Genomic DNA, 15,684 nt, shown 5'->3' with positions numbered 1-15,684 from the left:
GAATGGAAGAAGTATATTTAGATAACTCTGCGACGACGATGGCTTATGAGTGCGTAGGCGATATTGTCAGGAAGGTCATGTGCAAGGATTACGGCAATCCGTCCTCCATGCATGCCAAGGGAGTCGAGGCAGAGCAATATATAAAAGAAGCAAAAGAAACATTTGCGAAGCTTTTGAAGGTGAAGGATAAGGAGATCTTCTTTACTTCCGGAGGTACGGAGAGCGATAACCTGGCGCTTCGCGGCGCTGCACATGCAAACCAGCGGGCAGGGAAGCATCTGATCACCTCAGCCATCGAGCATCCTGCCATCATCAATACCATGCGCCACCTGGAGGAAGAGGGGTTCCGTGTGACCTATCTCCCGGTGGACCGTTACGGAAGGATCAAGCTGGAGGCGCTTAAGGAGGCGCTGTGCGAGGATACGATCCTGGTGTCCGTCATGTACGTGAACAACGAAGTCGGCTCCGTACAGCCAATCCAGGAAGCGGCGAGTATCGTGAAAGCATACAATAAGAACATCCTGTTTCATGTGGACGCCGTACAGGGCTTTGGCAAATACCGGATCTATCCCGGGAAGCTTAAGGTAGACCTGTGCTCTGTAAGCGGCCATAAGATCCATGGACCAAAGGGAACGGGAGTCTTATATATCGGGGAGAATGTGAAGATCAAGCCCATCGTGTACGGCGGGGAGCAGCAGAAGAATGTCCGCTCCGGTACGGAGAACGTTCCGGGGATCGCGGGGCTTTCGCTTGCCGCGAAGACGATCTATCAAGATCTGGATGTGAAGGTTGCGAAGATGAGAAGCCTTAAGAAGCATTTTATCGAGGGAGTCGGCGGAATCGAGGACACGACGATCCACGGCCTGTATGACGAGACGTCGGCCCCGCATATCATCAGCGTCGGCTTTGCGGGTATCCGAAGCGAAGTGCTCCTGCATGCTCTGGAGGAAAAAGGAATCTATGTATCCTCCGGTTCGGCATGCGCGTCCAATCACCCTCAGGTCAGCGGCGTCCTCAGAGGCATCGGGGCAAGACAGGAATTCCTGGATGCCACATTAAGATTCAGTATGTCAGAATTTACAACACTGCAGGAGATTGACTATACTTTAGATACCCTATATAATATAGTACCAAGGCTTCGGAAATATACCAGGCGTTGAAGAGAATTTGAGATCAGAGGAGAAAGGATATGAGATATCATACTTTTTTAATAAAATACGGTGAGATCGGGATCAAAGGCAAGAACCGCTATCTGTTTGAGGACGCGCTCGTCAGGCAGGTGCGGTTCGCACTGAAGGACGTAGACGGCGAGTTTGAGGTTCATAAGTCCCAGGCCAGGATCTATGTGGACTGCGGGGAAGATTATGATTATGAGGATGCGGTGGAGCATCTGAAGAGGGTGTTCGGGATCGTGGGGATCTGTCCGGTAGTCCGTATGGAGGATCAGGGTTTTGAACAGCTTAAGAAGGATGTGGTTGCTTACATGGACGAGGCTTATCCGGACAAGCGCCTGACCTTCAAGGTGGAAGCCAGGCGCGCAAGGAAGTCTTACCCAAGGACTTCTATGGAGATCAACTGTGATTTGGGCGAAGTAATTCTCGAGGCGTTCCCGGAGACGAAGGTGGATGTGCATCATCCTGACGTGATGCTGAATGTGGAGATCCGTAACGAGATCTATGTCTATTCTCAGATCATTCCCGGAGCGGGCGGGATGCCTGTCGGAACCAATGGGAAGGCAATGCTTCTGCTCTCCGGCGGGATCGACAGTCCGGTGGCGGGCTATATGATCTCCAAGCGGGGAGTCGGGATCGAGGCGACCTATTTCCATGCGCCTCCATATACAAGTGAGCGCGCGAAGCAGAAGGTGGTGGATCTGGCGAGGATCGTGTCGAGATACGCAGGTCCGGTGAAGCTCCATGTGGTGAATTTTACAGACATCCAGTTATATATTTATGACCAGTGCCCTCATGACGAGCTGACCATTATTATGCGCCGGTACATGATGCGGATCGCGGAGCATTTTGCGAAGACGGACGGGTGTCTCGGGCTGATCACAGGCGAGAGCATCGGACAGGTGGCGAGCCAGACGATGCAGAGCCTTGCCGCGACCAATGATGTGTGTACGATCCCGGTGTACAGGCCGGTGATCGGTTATGACAAGCAGGAGATCGTGAATATCGCGGAGAAGATCGGGACCTATGAGACTTCCATCCTGCCGTTTGAGGACTGCTGTACCATATTTGTGGCGAAGCATCCGGTGACGAAGCCCAATGTAGAGGTTATCCGCCGGTCGGAGGAGAAGCTTGAGGAGAAGATAGACGAGCTGTTCCGGCAGGCGATAGACACTGCGGAGATTATTGAGGTAAAATAGATACAAATGAAAAGGACCGGGTCTGCAAAGCAGACCGGCCCTTACTGCCAAAGCTTATATGCGTGCCATGCACGGCGGTTATTCACAGATATAAGCCTTCAACGCTTCGAGGATCGTGTCGATCACTGCGGTGTCGGCGTGGATGTTAAGGTCGATCGGCTTGGAGAGATCCAGGCTGAAGATACCCATGATGGATTTGGCGTCAATTACGTATCTGCCGGATACCAGATCGAAGTCATAATCGAATTTGGTGATATCATTTACAAAAGATTTTACCTTGTCAATAGAGTTTAATGATATCTGAACTGTTTTCATTGGAAAATACCTCCCTGTCAATGATTCTATATTGTGTTTGTTATTTACAGCAGACTTGCGAGCAAGTAACTGTTGTATATCCATCTTAAGAGGAAGAGGTGGAAAAGTCAAGAAACAATTTGCAAAAGTTGGAAAAAAGGAGAAATTATGAAAAAGGCGGCATTACATAATCTGGGGTGTAAGGTGAACGGGTATGAGACGGAGGCAATGCAGGAGCTGTTGGTGAAGAACGGATATGAGATCGTACCGTTTCAGGATACGGCGGATGTCTATATCGTGAATACCTGCACGGTCACCAATGTGGCGGACCGCAAGTCAAGGCAGATGCTGCATCGGGCGAGAAAGAAGAATCCGGATGCGGTTGTGGTGGCATGCGGCTGTTATGTGCAGGCGAAGCAGGGGGAGTTAGACGAGAGCGTGGATATTGTGATCGGGAATAACCGGAAGAAGGATCTGATCGAGATACTTAAGGCTTTTGAGGAAAACAGGCAGGGACAGATCAGGTCAGAAGCAGGAAGGTTCTGTGACAGGCGTGTGGAACTGGCGGATATTAACCGTGTCAGGGAGTATGAGGAGCTTAAGCTTGAGAGCACGGCAGAGCATACCCGTGTCTATGTGAAGGTCCAGGACGGGTGCAACCAGTTCTGCTCCTACTGTATCATCCCCTATGCCAGAGGGCGTGTCAGAAGCCGTAGCAGGGACAGTGTGACAGGAGAAGTACGGCGATTGGCAGACAACGGCTATAAAGAAGTGGTGTTGACGGGAATTCACCTAAGCTCTTATGGCGTTGATACGGGAGACAGCCTGTTAGGGCTGATCCTCGCGATACATGAGATCCCTGGGATCAGGCGGATCCGCCTGGGATCCTTGGAACCTGGGATCATCACGGAGGAATTCACGGCTGCGATCGCGAAGCTTCCCAAGATCTGCCCGCATTTCCATCTGTCTCTGCAGAGCGGCTGCGATGCAACCCTTAAGAGGATGAACCGCCGGTATACATCCGGAGAATATTATGAGAAATGTACCCTCCTGCGGAAATATTTCGCCCGTCCGGCCTTGACGACGGATGTGATCGTTGGATTCCCCGGCGAGACGGAAGAAGAATATGCGAAGTCCAGGGCGTTTATAGACAAGGTGGATTTCTATGAGACCCATGTGTTCAAATATTCGAAGCGGACCGGAACAAGGGCGGCTATGATGGAGAACCAGGTACCGGAGGAGATCAAGAACAGAAGGAGCAGCGACCTGCTTGCCCTTGGAAGAAGAAAACGCGGGGAATATGAAGAAGAGCTGATCGGGACGGTGCAGGAGGTTCTGATGGAAGAAGATATCCTTGTAGAGGGAGAGCGGTATCAGGTCGGTCATACCAGAGAATATGTGAAGGTTGGACAGAAAACGGACGAAAACAGGGTGAATCAGATAGTAAATGTAGAAATTAAGAATCGTTTGCAAATAATGCATTGAATTTTTCCGGTCAATGGGTTAGAATAACAGTGAAGTATTTTTGGAGGACGTGAGTATATGAGAGATTTAAGCAGCACACAGTTTTTTCAGGTAGAAAGCGGTCCGCAGATTCAGGCAAAAGATATACTTGAGATTGTGTACAGGGCATTAAGCGAAAAAGGATATAATCCGGTGAACCAGATTGTGGGATATATTATGTCAGGGGATCCGACATATATTACAAGTTACGACGGCGCGAGAAGTCTGATCATGAAGATGGAGCGGGATGAACTGGTAGAAGAGATGCTCAGGACGTATATCGAGCATAATAAGTGGGTATAATCTATGAGAATCATGGGACTGGACTACGGTTCTAAGACGGTGGGCGTAGCGATCAGTGACCCTTTGGGGATCACTGCCCAGGGAATAGAGACGATTTGCCGTAAGGATGAGAACAAGCTGCGCAGAACCTGTGCGCGTATTGAGGAACTGATCAGCGAGTATGAGGTGGGGCAGATTGTACTTGGACTTCCGAAGCACATGAACAATGATATCGGAGATCGGGCCAGACGGTCCATGGAATTCGGGGAGATGCTTAGACGGCGGACCGGCCTTGAGGTCGTGATGTGGGACGAGCGTCTGACTACTGTAGAAGCAGAGCGGACTTTAATTGAGAATAAGGTTAGGAGAGAGGACCGCAAGAAATATATCGATAAGATTGCGGCTGTTTTTATATTGCAGGGATATCTGGATTATAAAGCAGGAGTTCAGATCCAGGATCATTTTTGAGGTGTATATATGGAGAAGATAAGATTCAGGTCGGAAGAGATGCAGGAAGAAGTGGACCTTTTTGTACTTGAACAGACGAAGGTGAACGGAGTATCCTATATTCTGGTGACAGATTCAGACGAGGGCGACGCGGAGTGCCTGATCCTGAAGGAGATGACGAAGGAGACGGCGGCAGACAGTATCTATGAGATCGTGGAGGATGATGTGGAGCTTACGGCTGTTTCTAAGGTATTCGAAGAGCTGCTTGAGGATATTGAGATCGAAAGGTAATATACTATGTCCATCAGTAAAGAGAATTTCAAAAAAATGCTCAAAGATAAGGGTCTTAAGGTAACCAATCAGAGGTTGCTTGTATTAGAGGTACTTGCAGATCATCGCGACAAGCATATGACTGCAGAAGACATTTATGAGCTGGTGAAGGAAGACTATCCGGAGATCGGACTGGCTACCATTTACCGGACAGTGCAGTTGTTACGGGAAATGCAATTGGTGGATCGGATCAATCTTGATGACGGATGCCTGCGCTATGAGATCAGCGATTTGTTTGACGGGGAAACAAAGCATCATCATCACCATTTGATATGTAAGACATGTGGGAAAGTGGTTCCGTTTGAAGAAGACCTCCTGGATGAACTGGAGCGTCTGGTTGAGCAGGAGACGGGCTTCCAGGTGTCAGACCACGAATTAAAGTTCTACGGACAATGCGAAGAGTGCTTGACAAAGCAGAGATAGTAAGAACGGAGACGCACGTGGAGGTGTAAACTTGAAGAAAGAAAACAATGGAAAATTGCGAATCATTCCGCTTGGAGGCTTGGAGAAGATAGGAATGAACATCACTGCCTTCGAATATGAAGACAGTATTATTGTCGTGGATTGCGGTCTGGCATTCCCGGAGGACGATATGCTGGGGATCGACCTTGTGATCCCGGACGTTACCTACCTGAAGGATAATATCCAGAAGGTGAAAGGGTTTGTGATCACCCACGGACACGAAGATCATATCGGGGCGCTGTGTTATGTGTTAAGGGAGATGAATCTTCCTATCTATGCGACGAAGCTTACAATGGGAATCATCGAGAGGAAGCTTACGGAGCATAACCTGCTCAGGACAACACGCAGGAAAGTGGTGAAGCATGGGCAGTCGATCAACTTGGGACAGTTCAGGATTGAATTCATCAAGACAAACCACAGTATCCAGGACGCGGCGGCGCTGGCGCTTTATTCCCCGGCTGGTATCGTCGTGCATACGGGAGATTTCAAGGTAGATTATACTCCGGTATTCGGAGATGCGATAGATCTGCAGCGGTTTGCGGAGATCGGGAAGAAGGGCGTGCTTGCCCTGATGTCGGACAGCACCAATGCGGAGCGTAAGGGTTTCACACAGTCGGAGCGGACGGTCGGGATCACTTTTGACCATATTTTCGCGGAACATCAGAACACGAGGATCATTATTGCGACCTTTGCGTCCAATGTGGACCGTGTGCAGCAGATCATCAATTCTGCCTGCAAATATGACCGCAAGGTAGTGGTTGAGGGGCGCAGCATGGTGAATATCATTCAGGTGGCCCAGGAATTGGGGTATCTGAATGTACCGGACAAGACACTGATCGAGATCGATCAGCTTAAGAATTATCCGCCGGAGAAGACTGTTCTGATCACGACAGGCAGCCAGGGAGAATCTATGGCGGCGCTGTCCCGCATGGCGGCGGATGTGCATAAGAAGGTATCGATCATGCCGGGCGATACGGTGATTTTCAGTTCGAACCCGATCCCGGGCAACGAGAAGTCGGTGTCCAGAGTGATCAACGAGCTGTCGGCGAAAGGGGCGAATGTTATCTTCTCGGACGCTCATGTATCAGGCCATGCATGTCAGGAAGAATTGAAGCTCATCTATTCTCTGGTTAAGCCTAAGTACGCGATTCCGGTACATGGAGAGTACCGGCATCTGAAGGCGAATGCGGGCGTTGCGACGACTCTGGGAATCCCTAAGGAGAATGTATTCATTCTTCATTCAGGCGATGTACTGGAGCTGAATGCTCAGGAAGCGAAGGTGGTGGACAAGGTACACACAGGGGAGATCCTTGTGGACGGCCTTGGCGTAGGCGATGTAGGCAATATCGTGCTGCGCGACAGACAGCATCTTGCAGAGGACGGTATCCTGATCGTGGTACTCACCCTGGAGAAGGGAAGCAATCAGCTTCTTGCAGGGCCGGATATCGTATCCCGCGGTTTTGTGTATGTCAGAGAGTCCGAAGGCTTGATGGAAGAAGCCAGGAAGGTTGTGTCGGATGCGGTGGAGGATTGCCTTCTGCACCAGCGCAATGCGGATTGGAGTAAGATCAAGATGGTGATCCGGGATACCATGAATGAATTTATCTGGAAGAGGACCAAGAGGAAGCCGATGGTGCTCCCGATCATTATGGATGTGTAAAAATATATAAAAGTCAGGGGGCTGCCGAAGAGGATGTGATCTTTAGGCAGCCTTCGGTTTTTAATGCCAACTATAGTTTTGACATTATGATACAATGGTGATATATTAATAGAGTAGTAGTTTGGTTTTATATACGGGGAATGATTGGCGATTCCTAAGGTGAACTTGCAGTATGAGAGAGATAAAGAGAAGAAAAAGAGCGCGCAAAAGTATTATCTTGCTTATTATTTTTATTATGGTTTTTGCTGTCCTGGGGACGGTGGTATTTTCTGTTACGTCCAGGATATCCAGGGAGATGTCTGCCTCGGCGATTGATAATCTGAGCGAGAGTCTGAAGCTGATCAAGAACACCATAGAGACGATCCTGCATAAAGAAGCGGAATTTCAGAAGCTTCTTGCGAAGGAGATCGTGAATTCAGGAGATTTGGATGAATTTCTTCTTTCATGCGAAGACAATGATACGATGGTGAAGATATCGCTGATACGGTCGGGAGAGACGGAAGGGATAACTAGCAGGGGAGAAGAGTTTTCAGAAGAAGGGCTTGATTTTTCCGCGGGGAAGACGGTCGACGGCCTGCCGATATCCAAGTCGTATGTGAACAGCATGGGAACCTGGGCCTACACGATGAAGTGCCCGATCACAGAAGACGGTGAAGAGATCGCGACGCTTTATATAGAATATATCTATGATTCACTGGATGAAGCGCTGCCGGACAAATTTTACAATAAGAGCGCGAAGCTGTACATTATGGATGCATACAGTGAGCGGCTGGTGCTTAAGCCTAAGGGGATCGGTGAACGTGACGCAGGGCATCTGAATCTGGAGGATTTCTACCACGCTAACAAGATCCTTGAAGAGGACGTCCAGAATCACATCAACGAGAGCGTGCGGACCGGACAGAACGTAATGTTCTACCATGAGATACAGAACAAGGATTCGCTGATCTATATGTGGGGGGTGAACCAGGGGACGCTCTATCTGATCGGATATGTGCCGATCGAGGCGATACAGAGGGAAGGCGACGCGGTCAACCAGAACATGTTTATCGTGGTGGCCGTTATGCTGTGCGCGTTCCTGGGATGCTGCGTAGGATATTTCTTGTATGAGAAGCAGCAGAGGAAGATCAGGGCGGAGAGAGAGGCAGAGAGGGAAGTCCATAACAAGCAGCTTACGGAAGCGCTGCAGACTGCGCAGATTGCGAATAATTCCAAGACCATGTTTCTGTCGAATATGTCGCATGATATCCGAACCCCGATGAATGCGATCTTAGGATTTGCAACATTGCTTGCGAAGGATGCACAGGATCCGGATAAGGTAAAGGAATATACGAAGAAGATCACGGCGTCAGGGCAGCATTTGCTCAGCCTGATCAATGACGTACTGGATATATCTAAGATAGAGAGCGGTAAGGTCGTGCTCACGATCGGAGAGTTTGCGCTGAATGACATGATTTCTTCCGTGGACGCGATCATACGTCCGGCCGCCAAGGCAAAGGGACAGAAGTTCAGTATCTCGGTGACGGGGATCAAGCATGAGCGTCTGATAGGAGATGAGACCAGGATCAACCAAATTCTGATCAATCTTCTGTCGAATGCTGTAAAGTACACACAGGAGGGCGGAAGTATCTGGCTTCGTTTTATCGGGATGAATCAGCATTCCAATCAGTATGAGCATATCAGGATCGAGGTTGAGGATAACGGGTACGGTATGACCGCGGAATATCTGGAGACGATCTTTGACGCGTTTACCAGGGCGGAGAACAGTACGACGAATAAGGTCCAGGGCACCGGTCTTGGCATGGCGATCACGAAGAATATCGTCGAGCTTATGGGAGGTACCATTGCGGTTGTAAGCGAGATGGATCAGGGAAGCCTGTTCACGGTAGATCTGGAGCTTCGGATACCGGATGTAGAGGCGGATGAGCAGTTCTGGGAGCAGAACGGCGTCGCGAGGATCCTCGTAGTGGATGCCGAGGAGGATGTCTGCACAGGCATTCAGATGTTGATGGAGAAGACCGGCGTACAGGTAGAGATCGCCCAAAACGGAGAGGCTGCGCTTGGTATGCTTGAGCAGGCTTCTGATCAGGGAGAAGAATATCAGGTGATCTTGGTAGACTGGAATATATCGGGGATGAAAGGAATCGAGACGGCAAGACGGATGCGGAAGGTACTGCCGGAGCATACGCCGATCCTGCTTCTGTCAGCCTTTGACTGGGAAGAGATAAGAGAAGAAGCACTTGAAGCCGGAATCAGCGGTTTCCTCGCCAAACCGTTTTTCGTATCAGCCTTCAAGGAAAAGCTTATGGAGCTCCTTGCGGAACAGAGTGACAAGGGAGAGTACGAGAAGCTGTGCGAGGAAGGAGGTCTTGAAGGAAGACGGTTCCTTGTGGCAGAGGATAATGAGATCAATGCGGAGATCTTATCGGAGCTGCTGGATATAGAAGAAGCGGTCTGTGAGATCGTAGAAAACGGCAAGCTGGCAGTTGAACGGTTTAATGAGACAGAACCGGGAAGCTATGACGCGATCCTGATGGACGTCCAGATGCCGGTAATGAACGGATATGAAGCAGCCAGGGCGATCAGGGCGCTGGAACGCGATGACGCGAAGCTGATACCGATCATCGCGATGACGGCGAATGCTTTTGCAGAGGATGTAAAGGACGCCATGGATGCAGGGATGGACGCACATATCGCGAAGCCGATAGATATGCTGGTATTGAAGAGGACGTTAAGTCTCTATCTTGCCAGGGATGATGCTTGAATCGGGGATTGCAAAAAGCGTCAATTTTATAGATATAACGGGAAAGGGAATAATATATGAGAAGGAGAGTCAAAGAATCAGCCGTTGCATTTATAGCTACGATTATGGTTTTTGCCGTAGTTTCCTGTGCGCAGAGGGATTTACCGGGGACGAACCTGATCGACAATGAAGAGGAAGAGAAGACGACGATTCTGCTGTTTGTGCCGATGGAGAGATCGAAGCCGGATGCCAAGAATGCGGCGAGAACGGCTTTTGATAAGACCGTTATTATGGCGGAGGAACAGCTGAATCTTACGGTGGAATACAGAACCTATACTTCCGCCGATTATCAGGAGAAGACTTATGATGATGTATCGATCGACAGGATACGGCATGATATGGATGATTTTTATTTGCTTAACCCGGACGTTCTTCAGAAAACAGGGGAAGAAGGGAGACTTGCCGACTTGTCTGATCTTGAATGCGCCAAGAATCTAAGGGAGGTCGTCAAATTGGCGAATACAGTGGACGGAAAGCTTATGGGTATACCTCAGGAAGTGGTGGTCTACGGACTCTTTGTGAATAAAGATATGTTCGATCAATATGATCTTGAGATGCCGAATACGCCGGAAGAATTCCTGGAGTGCTGCCGGGTATTCAAGAAGAATGGGATTGAGACGCCGATAGGGGCGAACCGTTGGTGGCTTGAAACGTTCGTTTTTGCACAGGCATACGCTGATCTGTATAATGGAGACGATCCTGCGGCAGAGATCGAGGCTCTCAACAATGGAGAGCGCAAGTACAGTGATTATATGCGCAAGGGGTTCGAGTATCTGAAGGAGTTGATCGATCTGGGATATATTGATGCCGAGACGGCCTTGACATATGAAGCGATCGAAGGAGAAGGGGCTGATTTTCTTGCTCAGAAGATGCCGATCGTGATGGCGTACTGGGGAGCCGCGAATGCCGAGACGGCTTACGGGAAGCCCGATTTTAATATGGAGGTGATCGGATTCCCAAGCGACCGGGGGCAGATGCCGGTGGTATCGATGACAGGAATCTCGGTTTTGGAAAATTCAGAGCGCCGGCAGGAGACGTTGGATGTCCTGGAGGTAATGCTTTCGGATGAGGCGCTTCGGGTATATGCCGAGACTAACAAGGTGATCTCCCCTTCTGAGAATGTCGAGGTGGAGTGTATTCCGGCGCTGAAGCCTTTGAACGACTTGGTTGATGAAGGGAAATATGTTCTTGCAAGCAATGCCGGGATGAGGGTTGAGCAGTGGGGGAATACATGCCTGATCGTGCGCAAGCTGATGGAGGGTGCGTCTGTGGACGAATGCATGGCTGAGTTTGACAGACTCCAGGAGGAATCGAATGATAGTCAATAACAGGATGACAACATATATACATTCTTTGGAAAGCCCTGAGAGCCCGCTTCTTGAGCAGATCGAGCAGGAAGCGCTTGCGGGGTATGTACCTATCATCCGTAAGGAGACCCAGAGCTTTCTGAAGGTGCTTGTGATGATGAAACAGCCGTCCCGGATTCTTGAGATAGGGACGGCGGTTGGTTTTTCTGCGCTTCTGCTGAGCGAGTACATGCCGAAGGGCGGACAGATCACCACGATTGAGAAGTATGAGAAGAGGATCCCGGTTGCGAGGGAGAACTTCCGGCGTGCGGGAAAGGAAGATCAGATCACGCTGATAGAAGGAGATGCATTGGAAGTCATGCGGACTCTTGAAGGGCCGTATGATTTTATTTTTATGGATGCTGCCAAGGGGCAGTATATCCATTATCTGCCGGAGACAGTCCGGCTGCTTGCGGACGGCGGAGTGCTTGTGTCAGATAACGTGCTGCAGGACGGAGATGTGATCGAGTCCAGATTCGCCGTGGAACGGCGCAACCGCACGATCCACAGCCGTATGCGGGAGTATCTGTATGAATTGAAACATCACGGGCAGCTAACGACCTCTATCATTCCTTTGGGGGACGGAGTGGCAATTAGTGTGAAGAAGGAGAGAATGGTATGAATAAGAGACGACCTGAGCTGTTGATTCCGGCGAGCAGCCTGGAGGTATTAAAGACGGCGGTTATATTCGGCGCTGATGCGGTCTATATCGGAGGGGAAGCCTTTGGACTGCGGGCGAAGGCGAAGAATTTTTCGAAGGAAGATATGCGGGCCGGAATTGAGTTCGCCCATGAGCACGGCGCAAGAGTCCATGTGACGGTGAATATCCTTGCCCATAATGATGATCTTGAAGGCGTAAGTGAATATCTTCATGAATTAAAGGAGATGGGACCGGATGCGCTGATCATTGCGGATCCGGCGATCTTCGATCTGGCAGGGGAGATCTGTCCCTCAATTGACAGGCACATCAGTACCCAGGCCAATAATACCAATTACGGAACCTATCGTTTCTGGCGGAGGCTGGGAGCGAAGAGGGTGGTATCCGCCAGGGAATTGTCTCTTGATGAGATCAGGGAGATCCGGCGGCAGATTCCTGACGAGATGGAGATCGAGAGCTTCATCCATGGGGCAATGTGTATCTCTTACTCGGGCAGATGCCTTTTGAGCAATTATTTTACCGGACGGGACGCCAATCAGGGCGCGTGTACCCATCCGTGCCGGTGGAAATATTCGATCGTGGAGGAGACGAGACCGGGGGAATATATGCCGGTCTATGAGAACGAACGCGGGACATTTATCTTCAATTCCAAGGATCTGTGTATGATCGAGCATATCCCGGAGATGATCGGCGCGGGGATCGACAGCTTTAAGATCGAGGGGCGTATGAAGACGGCGCTCTATGTGGCGACGGTGGCGAGGACCTACCGCAAGGCGATCGACGATTACCTGGAGGATGAAGCGAAGTATCGGGCGAATATGCCCTGGTATCTGGACCAGATCTCGAACTGCACGTACCGTCAGTTTACGACGGGGTTTTATTTCGGCAAGCCGGATGAGACAAGCCAGATCTACGACAATAACACCTATGTGAAGGAGTACACCTATCTTGGGATCATCGGAGATGAGAAGGATGGGATGTACAGGATCGAGCAGAGGAATAAGTTCTCCGTGGGTGAGAAGATCGAGATCATGAAGCCGGATGGCAGGAATATCATAGTAACAGTCCAGAGGATTATGGATGAGGAGGGGAATGAGCAGGAAAGCGCCCCTCATCCGAAGCAGGTGCTGTATGTGGACCTGGGAGGTAAGGCGGACAGGTATGATATTCTGAGAAGGGCGGAAGAGTAGTTCAAATACTTTTAGATGGAAAAGCACAAATAACGTGGATTTCACATAGACTATATCAAATATGCCCAGAGGTGCTTCTCTTGAAATCATTTCCCCAACCCCTCACAGCCGCGGAAGAAAGATATTATATGCAAAAATATACGGAGGGTGACCTTGAAGCAAAGCATATCCTGATAGAGCGGAATCTGCGACTTGTCGCGCATATCGTGAAGAAATACCAGTCCTCCCCGGAAGATACGGAAGATCTGCTGTCCATAGGTACGATAGGGCTTATCAAGGCGGTTGTGACCTTTAACCCGGACAAATGTGTCAGGCTTGGGACTTATGCCGCGCGCTGTATCGAGAACGAGATCCTGATGTATATGCGGGCAAAGAAGAAATCATCGAAAGAGATATCCCTGTATGAGCCTATCGGAACCGATCGGGAGGGTAATGAGATCCAGCTCTTTGATATTATCGAGACGGAAGAGGATGACGCACACAGGAAAGTAGAGTTAAACGACGATATCCAGATGTTGTACCATAAGGTGGAATCAGAACTGTCGCCGCGTGAGCGGCTGGTGCTGAAGATGCGGTACGGTCTGTATAATGAAGAAGAATATACCCAGCGGGAGATTGCAAAGCAATTGGGCATCTCCCGATCTTACGTTTCACGGATAGAAAAGAGTGCGATCGAGAAATTGCGGGGGTATTTCTAGTACATCATTGCATTAATTATCGAGTAATAAGCACTTGCTATCCATGCCATCTGCACGCCTTCGAACCTAGATGTAGCCCGCTACACCGTCGGTTCGTAGACGCACAGCTGACACGAATATCAAGCACTATTACTTCAAGATTAATGCAATGATGTACTAGTTGAATAGGATAACAGGGATCAGGCGAGCTGTTTGCCGGGTCTCTTTTTTTGGTTTCCTTATTAAAACAATCTTTGCTTTCTTAAGAGAATCTTTAGAAATAGAAGAAAGGGGTTCGGATATCTTCAGAATATGTTTAGAAATACATAGTGGGGTTCTTTAGATTTTCAGAGTAGAATAATACTCACAAGGACAGCCAGAGAGTTTTACAGCTATGAAAGTGAAGGGGGATCCGTATGAAGGTATTGATATTAAGCGGAAGATTTGGATTTGGACATAAGATGGCAGCTAATGCAGTCAGGGAAGAGCTTGAGCGGCAGGATAAGAGTATTGAGATCGTACAGAAGGATCTGCCGGAATATTTTTATCCTCATATCAGCAAATTGATCTATAAGGTGTTCGGGCTTGTGGCAGAGCGCTGCCACGGAATCTACAATCTGATATACAAGATATCAGGGAGGATGAATTCCGGGACCAGGCCGGGAGGACCGCTGATCTATCGCAAATTCCAGAAAATGATGGAAGAATATATGCCGGATGTGATCGTGTGTACACATCCATTCTGTATGAAAGCGGCGGCAACCTATAAGGCGAAATCGGACAGCCGGATACCGCTTGTCACCTGTATCACCGATATCAGCATGCACAAGGAATGGTATGCGAAGCAGACCGATCTCTATCTGGCGCCGACGAAGGAGGTTAAGGATAATCTGGTAAGCCTTGGAGCGGCGCCGGAGAATGTGATGGTAACAGGAGTGCCGGTACGGCAGCAGTTTTTGAAGGACGCGGACAGTGATAACCATGCATACAGGGCAGACCTGTATGAAAGAGACATCGACCATGGATATGAGAAGCATGTGTTGATCATGGGAGGCGGTTTAGGTATTATGCCGGGGCTTGAGAAGCTTCTGTACACGCTTCATGAGATGACGGGAGTCCACACGACGGTGATCACCGGAAAGAACCAGAGACTATATGAGATGTGGGAAGGCCGGTTTGATGATGTGGAAATGAAAGGATATGTTGAAAATATCGGGAAATATATGCGGAATGCAGATCTTGTCATAACGAAAGCCGGAGGGATCACGCTCTTTGAGCTATTACACAGTAAGGTCCCTATGTTCATCATTCGTCCGTTCCTGGAGCAGGAGACCGTGAATGCGAGATACGCCGAGAAGAAAGGATTCGCCAGGGTGGTATGGGATAGTAAGGAAGATTTTATCGGAGGACTGCGGGCGCTTCTTAATGACCCGGGGCAGTTAGAAGAGATGAAGGCGTGTATGCATAAGGCCAAATGCGAGATGATAGATTGTGAACTGTCCCAGGCAGTCTGGGCAATCATAGAGCGCGGGTTTGAATATCTGTCTGCATTCGAGTTCGTATCTTCCGAACGGAGTCTCTTTGGCAAGGAATTGCCGCAGTTGCCGGTCTGTTCCGGCTGGTGCGAAACAGGTATTTCCAAAGCTGCTGTATAGTCTGAGATG

At 49.5% G+C, this 15,684-nt stretch carries 15 protein-coding genes; 14 read left to right on the top strand and 1 reads right to left on the bottom strand.

The genetic code is table 11. The annotated features are described in order from the left end of the window. Window positions 1-2 precede the first annotated feature (2 nt). Both VSQ62_RS18815 and thiI read left to right on the top strand, forming a co-directional pair. Window positions 3-1,160 (top strand): cysteine desulfurase family protein, encoded by a 1,158-nt coding sequence (locus VSQ62_RS18815; RefSeq protein ID WP_334636299.1) that lies wholly within the window; start codon window positions 3-5, stop codon window positions 1,158-1,160. Between the two features lie 29 nt (window positions 1,161-1,189). After that, window positions 1,190-2,371 (top strand): tRNA uracil 4-sulfurtransferase ThiI, encoded by a 1,182-nt coding sequence (thiI, locus tag VSQ62_RS18810; protein ID WP_334636298.1) that lies wholly within the window; start codon window positions 1,190-1,192, stop codon window positions 2,369-2,371. Between the two features lie 78 nt (window positions 2,372-2,449). Here the strand turns inward: thiI and VSQ62_RS18805 are convergent, their stop codons facing one another. Then, complete coding sequence (locus tag VSQ62_RS18805; RefSeq protein ID WP_334636297.1) at window positions 2,450-2,686, bottom strand: HPr family phosphocarrier protein; 237 nt, start codon at window positions 2,684-2,686, stop codon at window positions 2,450-2,452. A 147-nt stretch (window positions 2,687-2,833) separates the two neighbouring features. On the opposite strand from VSQ62_RS18805, the gene mtaB reads away from it, so the two are divergent. The 12 genes from mtaB (at window position 2,834) to VSQ62_RS18745 (ending at window position 15,675) form a co-directional block, all read left to right on the top strand. Beyond that, window positions 2,834-4,150 carry a tRNA (N(6)-L-threonylcarbamoyladenosine(37)-C(2))-methylthiotransferase MtaB gene (gene mtaB / locus VSQ62_RS18800; RefSeq protein WP_334636296.1) on the top strand — a complete coding sequence of 439 codons (1,317 nt, stop codon included), beginning with the start codon at window positions 2,834-2,836 and terminating at the stop codon, window positions 4,148-4,150. A gap of 57 nt (window positions 4,151-4,207) precedes the next feature. Continuing rightward, window positions 4,208-4,471 (top strand): IreB family regulatory phosphoprotein, encoded by a 264-nt coding sequence (locus VSQ62_RS18795; protein ID WP_334636295.1) that lies wholly within the window; start codon window positions 4,208-4,210, stop codon window positions 4,469-4,471. Between the two features lie 3 nt (window positions 4,472-4,474). Further along, the gene (gene ruvX, locus VSQ62_RS18790) at window positions 4,475-4,918 is read left to right on the top strand and encodes a Holliday junction resolvase RuvX (RefSeq protein WP_334636294.1); all 444 of its coding nucleotides are present in this window, start codon (window positions 4,475-4,477) and stop codon (window positions 4,916-4,918) included. Window positions 4,919-4,927: 9 nt separating this feature from the next. Then, a complete protein-coding gene (locus tag VSQ62_RS18785) occupies window positions 4,928-5,188 on the top strand; it encodes a DUF1292 domain-containing protein (RefSeq protein WP_334636293.1) in 261 nt (86 codons plus the stop codon). Between the two features lie 6 nt (window positions 5,189-5,194). Beyond that, on the top strand, window positions 5,195-5,650 hold the full coding sequence (locus VSQ62_RS18780; RefSeq protein WP_334636291.1) for a Fur family transcriptional regulator: 456 nt from the start codon (window positions 5,195-5,197) through the stop codon (window positions 5,648-5,650). 31 nt (window positions 5,651-5,681) lie between these two features. Next, window positions 5,682-7,349 carry a ribonuclease J gene (locus tag VSQ62_RS18775; protein ID WP_334636290.1) on the top strand — a complete coding sequence of 556 codons (1,668 nt, stop codon included), beginning with the start codon at window positions 5,682-5,684 and terminating at the stop codon, window positions 7,347-7,349. Between the two features lie 172 nt (window positions 7,350-7,521). Continuing rightward, a complete protein-coding gene (locus VSQ62_RS18770) occupies window positions 7,522-10,110 on the top strand; it encodes a response regulator (protein ID WP_334636289.1) in 2,589 nt (862 codons plus the stop codon). A 56-nt stretch (window positions 10,111-10,166) separates the two neighbouring features. Then, window positions 10,167-11,477, top strand: coding sequence for an ABC transporter substrate-binding protein (locus VSQ62_RS18765; RefSeq protein ID WP_334636287.1), 1,311 nt, complete (start codon window positions 10,167-10,169; stop codon window positions 11,475-11,477). Beyond that, window positions 11,464-12,117, top strand: a complete 654-nt coding sequence (locus VSQ62_RS18760; protein ID WP_334636286.1) for an O-methyltransferase — start codon at window positions 11,464-11,466, stop codon at window positions 12,115-12,117. The genes VSQ62_RS18765 and VSQ62_RS18760 overlap by 14 nt, the downstream gene beginning before the upstream one ends. Then, on the top strand, window positions 12,114-13,343 hold the full coding sequence (locus tag VSQ62_RS18755) for a peptidase U32 family protein (protein ID WP_334636284.1): 1,230 nt from the start codon (window positions 12,114-12,116) through the stop codon (window positions 13,341-13,343). The genes VSQ62_RS18760 and VSQ62_RS18755 overlap by 4 nt, the downstream gene beginning before the upstream one ends. A gap of 80 nt (window positions 13,344-13,423) precedes the next feature. Beyond that, a complete protein-coding gene (gene sigK, locus VSQ62_RS18750) occupies window positions 13,424-14,041 on the top strand; it encodes an RNA polymerase sporulation sigma factor SigK (RefSeq protein ID WP_502957769.1) in 618 nt (205 codons plus the stop codon). A gap of 395 nt (window positions 14,042-14,436) precedes the next feature. Then, a complete protein-coding gene (locus tag VSQ62_RS18745; RefSeq protein WP_334636282.1) occupies window positions 14,437-15,675 on the top strand; it encodes an MGDG synthase family glycosyltransferase in 1,239 nt (412 codons plus the stop codon). Window positions 15,676-15,684: the final 9 nt, after the last annotated feature.

The sequence above is a fragment of the Sporofaciens sp. JLR.KK001 genome, assembly GCF_036941055.1.
Lineage (GTDB): Bacteria > Bacillota > Clostridia > Lachnospirales > Lachnospiraceae > Sporofaciens.
Note: the sequence above shows the minus strand (reverse complement) of the source record. Positions and strands in the feature narration are given on the sequence as shown.